We start from the raw sequence: 6,476 nt of genomic DNA, 5'->3' as shown, positions 1-6,476 counted from the left end.
CGGCCCCCGCGCCAGCCACGCGCCCGTCGCCGCGCTACGAGCCCATCGAGGCCGACGAGGTGGCCGCCTTCAAGCGGGCGCTGGCCAATGCCGCAGGTGCCAGCGCCGCGGCGCCCGCAGCCGCCGCTGCCGCCCGGCCGGGTGTGCCGGTGCGCTCCGGTCCGCTGCTGCCGCCGTCGTCGCACTCCACAGGTTTCGAAGACACCGAGATGCCTGGCTCGGACGGTCCGTCCCCCGACCTCAGCAGCACCCAGTATGGCGAGCTGAACTGATTGCATGGACCGGATCGGTGGCGGCGGGCGTGAGTGCCCGCCCCGCCGCTGATGGATGCAAGCCCTCCGCCTGGAGGGCTTTCCTTTTGGCGCGCCCGAAGCGACGGGTGGGGCCGGTGTCCCGCCCTGCTGCCGCTGCCTGCGCCGTGGCGTGGCCTCAGTGCCCGGCGAAGTCGACCAGGGTGTACAGCGGCAGGCCGCCGTCGCGCAGGCGCTGCGAGCCGCCCAGCTCGGGCAGGTCCACGATGGCGGCGCCTTCGGTGACGGTGGCGCCCAGCTTTTCCAGGAGCTTCTTGCCGGCCATCATCGTGCCGCCGGTGGCGATGAGGTCGTCGATCAGCAACACGCGGTCGCCCGCCTTCACGGCGTCGGTGTGCAGCTCCACCGTGGCGCTGCCGTACTCCAGCTCGTAGGTTTCTTCCACCGTGGTGAAGGGCAGCTTGCCCTTTTTGCGGATGGGCACGAAGCCCACGTTCAGCTCGTACGCCACCACGGCGCCCAGGATGAAGCCGCGCGCATCCAGCCCGGCCACCACGTCGGGACGCAGCGCCTTGTCCATGTAGCGGTGCACGAACGCATCGATGAGCACGCGGAACACCTTCGGGTCCTGCAGCAGCGGCGTGATGTCGCGAAACTGCACGCCCGCCGCGGGCCAGTCGGGCACGGTGCGGATGTGCTGGCGAAGAAAGTCGTTGACGCTGAGTGGCTGCATGAGCGGGCGGTGTGGGCTTGTTGGAGAGAGGGGCGGTGCGGCGCCACGGGGCTGCGCGCGGGGCGCGCGGGAGGGCACGAGTGTAAACACCGGACAACGGTGGGCCAGACAGGTGCCGCGCGGGGCTGTCAACCGCCATAATGTTTCTGTGTTGTTACATACTCCCGCCCGCACCTGTCGCCGCGCACCCCTGCACTGAAGATCGGCACATGCCCATCACCGTCCTGCTGATCGAAAACGACCCCGCCCATGCCCAGGCGGTGGCGGATGCCTTGGCGGACCCGTGGTCGGGCTGGCGCGTGGACGTGGTGGGCTCGCAGGCCCAGGCCGGCGCGTACCTGCAGCACCAGCGGCCCGACATCGTGCTGGCCGCCCAGCGCACGGTGGGTGGCTCGGCCTTCGACCTGCTGCAGTTGCTCGGCGGCGTGCCCGCCATGATCCTCGTGCGCGCCGGCGCCGAAACCCATGCGGCGCAGGCCATGCGCTACGGGTTCGAGGACTTCGCGGTGCAGGACCCTGCGCTTGATTACCTGCTGGAACTGCCCGCGCAGATCGACACCGTGCTCGAGCGCCACTCCAGCGCGCGGGCGCGCCAGGTGGCCGAGGCCATGCTGGCCCGCCAGCACCGCCTGCTGCAGGCCATCTCGCGCGCGCAGGCCATGTTCATCGCCAGCTCCGGGCCGCGGGCCGCGTTCGAGGCGCTGCTGCAGGAGCTGATGTCGCTCACGCACAGCGCCTTCGGCCTGGTGGGCCAGGTGGTGCGTGCGGAGGACGGCCACCCGCTGCTGCGCGTGCATGCGATGACGGACATCAGCTGGGACGAGGCCTCCCGGGCCCGCTACGCCCAGCACGCCGACGAAGGCATGGTGTTCGACAACCTGCAGTCCCTGCTGGGCGCGGCGCTGGTGTCGGGCGAGCCCGTGCTCACCAACGATGCGCGCCAGGACCCGCGCAGCGCGGGCACGCCCCCGGGCCATCCGCCCCTGACCACCTACCTCGGCCTGCCCATCCATGCCGCGGGCGAGCTGGTGGCGCTGGTGGGCCTGGCGAACCGCAGCGAGGGCTACACCGCCGCCGACGTGGAGTTCCTGCAGCCCCTGCTCAACACCATCGGCCAGCTGGAGATGGCCCGCCGCGCCGAACTCGCGCGCCGCGAGGTCGAGGCCGAGCTCGAGCGCACCAGCGGCCTGCTCGCTGACAAGACGCGTGCGCTGGAGGCCACGCTGGCCAGCGTGTCGCAGGGCATCACCAACGTGGACGCCGAGGGGCGCATCCGCGTCTACAACCGCCGCTACCTGGAGCTGCTGGACCTGCCCGAAGCGCTGCTGGCCACGCAGCCGCGCTTCGAGGAAGTGGTGCGCTTTCAGACCGAGCGCGGCGACTTCGGGCCGGGCTTTCAGTACATCGAGCCCATGGCGCGTAGCTATGTGTCGTCGCAGGCCGACACACCCGACGGCAACGTGCAGATGCCGGCCGCCTACGTGCGGCGCACGCACACCGGCCGCTACATCGAGGTGCGCACGCGCAGCCTGGAGCAAGGCGGGCGGGTGCGCACCTTCACCGATGTCACCGACTACCTGAGCACGCTGGAGGCCCTGCGCCTGAGCGAGGCGCGCTGGCGCAGCCTCACGCAGCTGTCGTCGGACTGGTACTGGGAGCAGGACGCGCAGTTCCGCTTCGTGCGGCTGGATGGCAACCCCTACCGCGAGGCGGGTGTGCCCGACGAGATGCACTACGGCCGCACCCGCTGGGAGCTGCCCGACACCTTCGTGACCGACGGGCAGTGGCGCGAGCACCGCGAGAAGCTCGAAGCCCGCCAGGTGTTCCACGACTTCGAGATGCAGCGCATGACCGAGGACGGCAAGCCGGTGTGGGTGTCGATCAGCGGCGAGCCCATCTTCGACGCCGAAGGCCAGTTCACCGGCTACCGGGGCGTGGCGCGCGACATCACCGAGCGCAAGCTGGCCGAGGCCGAGATCCAGCGCCTGGCCTTCTACGACGAACTCACCGCCCTGCCCAACCGGCGCCTGCTGATGGACCGCCTCGAGCGTGCCGTCACGGCCTGCGCGCGCGAGGGCTGCCACGGCGCGCTGCTGTTCCTGGACCTCGACAACTTCAAGGCCGTGAACGACACCATGGGCCACGAGTGGGGCGACCGGCTGCTGGTGCAGGTGGGCCACCGCGTCAGTGCCTGCGTGCGTGCCACCGACACCGTGGCCCGGCTGGGCGGCGACGAATTCGTGGTGGTGATCCAGGGCCTGCACGCCCACGCGGACGAAGCCGCCGCCGAAGCCGAGGCCGTGGCGCAGAAGGTGCTGGCCTCGCTCAACCAGCCCTACCTGGTGCAGGGCAGCGAGGTGCACAGCACGCCCAGCATCGGCATCGCGCTGTTCCGCGACGTGGAGCTGCCGGTGCAGGAACTGCTCAAGCGCGCCGACCTGGCCATGTACCAGGCCAAGGCCCAGGGCCGCAACACGATGTGCTTCTTCGACCCCGCCATGCAGGCCGCGGCGTCGGCGCGGTCGGCGCTGGAGGGCGACATCCGACAGGGCATCCTGCGCAGCGAGTTCGTGCTGCACTACCAGCCCGTGGTGAACGAGTCCGGCCAGGTGCTGGGCGCCGAGGCCCTGGTGCGCTGGAACCACCCGCAGCGCGGCATGGTGCCGCCGGGCGAGTTCATCTCGCTGGCCGAGCAGACCGGCCTGATCCTGCCCCTGGGGCGCCAGGTGCTGGGCATGGCCTGTGCGCAGCTGGCCCGGTGGTCCCACACGCCGCACAAGGCCCACTGGAGCGTGGCCGTCAACGTGAGCGCGCACGAGTTCCGCCAGGCCGACTTCGTGCAGGAGGTGCTGGCCGTGCTGGAGAGCTCGGGCGCCGACCCGCGCCGGCTCAAGCTGGAGCTGACCGAGAGCCTGCTGCTGCAGGACGTGGAAGACAGCATCCGCAAGATGCAGGCGCTGCGCACGCTGGGCGTGGGGTTCTCGCTGGACGACTTCGGCACCGGCTACTCGTCGCTGTCCTACCTCAAGCGCCTGCCGCTCGACCAGCTCAAGATCGACCAGAGCTTCGTGCGCGATGTGCTCACCGACCCCAACGACGCCACCATCGCCTGCACCATCATCACCCTGGCCCACAGCCTGGGCCTGGACGTGGTGGCCGAAGGCGTGGAAACCGAAGGCCAGCACGCCTTCCTGCTGCGCAACGGCTGCCAGCGCTTCCAGGGCTACTTCTTTGGTCGGCCCGGACCTGCAGAATTGTTGTGAATGCTATACAAAAGATAGCTTTTGGCGCTTGATACACAATCGCCAGAGGCTGTTTTTGCCATCAATTCGCCACAGCGGGCAAAACGGGCACGCCCCCGGCCAGCGACCGCCGCGCAAGGGCCGCCCCGCCGCGCTGGCGGTGTCCCCCTCCCCCAATGGCGCAGCCGTTCGAGAGAAGGGGGAAGGCGCGAAGCGTCTCAGGGGGATGCACGTCTTGCTTATCCCTTGAGCAGCTTTTCCTCGGCCAGCGACAGCGCCGCCGGGTGGCCCGAGAGCACCAGCGTGTCGCCCACCGCCAGCAGCGCGTCGTCCACCGCCGAGCTCATGTGGCCGCTGCTGCGCCGCAGGTTCACCACCCGCACGCCCATGGCCGACAGCGCCAGCTGCCCCAGGCTCTGGCCCAGCGCGGTGGAGCCCGGCGGCAGGTTGATGGTGGACAGGCGCTCCTGGTCGCGCTCGTTGGCGGTGTCGTCGTCGGCGCCGTGGAAGTAGCCGCGCAGCAGGTTGTAGCGCGCGTCGCGCTGGTCCTGCACCAGGCGCAGCACGCGGCGCATGGGCACGCCCACCAGCGCCAGCGCATGGCTGGCCAGCATCAGCGAGCCCTCGATGGCCTCGGGCACCACCTCGGTGGCGCCGGCGGCCTGCAGCTTGTCCAGGTGGGCGTCGTCCTGCGTGCGCACCACCACCGGCACCTGCGGCGCGTGGGACCGGGCATTGGCCAGCACCTTCAGGGCGGCGGGTACGTCGATGTAGGTGATGGCGACGGCGCTGGCGCGCACCAGGCCCGCGGCCATCAGCGCCTGCAGCCGGGTGGCGTCGCCGTACACCACCGAGTCGCCGGCCGCGGCGGCCTGGCGCACGCGGTCCGGGTCCAGGTCGAGCGCCATGTACGGGATGCCTTCGTGCTCCAGCATGCGCGCCAGGTTCTGGCCGCAGCGGCCGTAGCCGCAGATGATCACGTGCTTGCTGGTGTTGATCGACTTGCGCGCGATGCTCGTCATCTGCAGCGACTGCTGCAGCCAGTCGCTGGCCACCAGCTTCATCACGATGCGGTTGCTGTACATGATGAGGAACGGCGTGGCCAGCATCGACAGCACCATGGCCGCGAGGATGGGGTTCATCAGCGCCGGCTGCACCAGGCCGTTGGCCTGCGTGAGCGACAGCAGCACGAAGCCGAACTCGCCCGCCTGCGCCAGGTACAGCCCCGTGCGCAGCGAGATGCCGGTGGTGGCCCCCATGCCGCGCGCCAGCACCAGGATGATCACCAGCTTGAGCACCAGTGGCACGGCCAGCAGTCCCAGCACCATGGCCCAGCGGTCCACCAGGATGTGCCAGTCCAGCATCATGCCGATCGTGATGAAAAAGAGGCCCAGCAGCACGTCGTGGAAGGGCCGGATGTCCGTGCCCACCTGGTGCTTGTACTCCGTCTCGGACACCAGCACCCCCGCGATGAACGCCCCCAGGGCCAGGCTCAGCCCCGCTACCTCCGTCAGCCAGGCCAGTCCCAGCGTGATCAGCAGCAGGTTGAGCATGAACAGTTCGTCGCTCTTGCGCCGCGCCACCAGCGTGAGCCACCAGCGCATCACCCGCTGCCCGCCGGTGAGCAGCAGGCCCACCAGCACCGTGGCCTTGATCAGCGCCCAGCCCAGCGCGGGAAGCAACTGCTCGGGCGACGAACTCAGCGCCGGGATCAGCACCAGCAGCGGCACCACGGCCAGGTCCTGGAACAGCAGGATGCCCATCACGCGGCGGCCGTGCTCGCTCTCCAGCTCCGCGCGCTCGGCCATCAGCTTGACCACGATGGCCGTGCTGCTCATGGCGATCACGCCCGACAGCGCCAGCGCCGTCTGCCAGCCCATGTCCCACACGCCGCCCACGAAGCGCGACAGCAGCAGTGCTGCGCCGGCCACGATGGCCATGGTCAGCACCACCTGCATCAGCCCCAGGCCAAACACCTGCCGGCGCATGGCCCGCAGCTTGGGCAGGCTGAACTCCAGGCCGATGGCGAACATCAGGAACACCACGCCGAACTCGCCCAGGTGGCGCACGCCTTCGGAGTTCTGCGCCAGCGCCAATGCGTGCGGCCCGATCAGCACGCCCGCCGCCAGATAGCCCAGCATGGGCGGCAGCTTGAGGCTGCGGCAGGTCACCACCCCCAGCACGGCGGCCAGCAAATACAGCAGGGTGAGGGCGAGCGAAGACATGGTTTCGATGCTATCCGAGGCGTGG

At 70.1% G+C, this 6,476-nt stretch carries 3 protein-coding genes and 1 pseudogene; 2 read left to right on the top strand and 2 right to left on the bottom strand.

Going from position 1 to position 6,476, the window contains the following annotated elements; translation table 11 throughout:
- Positions 1-272 (top strand): annotated as a pseudogene (locus tag ACSQ3D_RS20030) (hypothetical protein); the annotation flags it as partial.
- Positions 273-429: 157 nt separating this feature from the next.
- On the opposite strand, the gene ACSQ3D_RS20025 reads toward ACSQ3D_RS20030, so the two are convergent.
- On the bottom strand, positions 430-984 hold the full coding sequence (locus ACSQ3D_RS20025; protein WP_056410858.1) for an adenine phosphoribosyltransferase: 555 nt from the start codon (positions 982-984) through the stop codon (positions 430-432).
- Positions 985-1,193: 209 nt separating this feature from the next.
- On the opposite strand from ACSQ3D_RS20025, the gene ACSQ3D_RS20020 reads away from it, so the two are divergent.
- On the top strand, positions 1,194-4,247 hold the full coding sequence (locus ACSQ3D_RS20020; protein ID WP_436128047.1) for an EAL domain-containing protein: 3,054 nt from the start codon (positions 1,194-1,196) through the stop codon (positions 4,245-4,247).
- A gap of 218 nt (positions 4,248-4,465) precedes the next feature.
- On the opposite strand, the gene ACSQ3D_RS20015 is transcribed toward ACSQ3D_RS20020, so the two are convergent.
- A complete protein-coding gene (locus ACSQ3D_RS20015) occupies positions 4,466-6,451 on the bottom strand; it encodes a monovalent cation:proton antiporter-2 (CPA2) family protein (RefSeq protein WP_056410865.1) in 1,986 nt (661 codons plus the stop codon).
- Positions 6,452-6,476 lie beyond the last annotated feature (25 nt).

Source organism: Acidovorax sp. LjRoot117, from assembly GCF_964252695.1.
Lineage (GTDB): Bacteria > Pseudomonadota > Gammaproteobacteria > Burkholderiales > Burkholderiaceae_C > Acidovorax.
The sequence above is the reverse complement of the archived record's forward strand: the minus strand, read 5'-3'. Positions and strand labels throughout refer to the sequence as shown.

Excerpts from the sequence above, each read along its gene's own strand:
- ACSQ3D_RS20025 (WP_056410858.1), bottom strand. The coding sequence starts at position 984 with ATGCAGCCACTCAGCGTCAACGACTTTCTTCGCCAGCACATCCGCACC.
- ACSQ3D_RS20015 (WP_056410865.1), bottom strand. The coding sequence starts at position 6,451 with ATGTCTTCGCTCGCCCTCACCCTGCTGTATTTGCTGGCCGCCGTGCTG.
- ACSQ3D_RS20020 (WP_436128047.1), top strand. The coding sequence starts at position 1,194 with ATGCCCATCACCGTCCTGCTGATCGAAAACGACCCCGCCCATGCCCAG.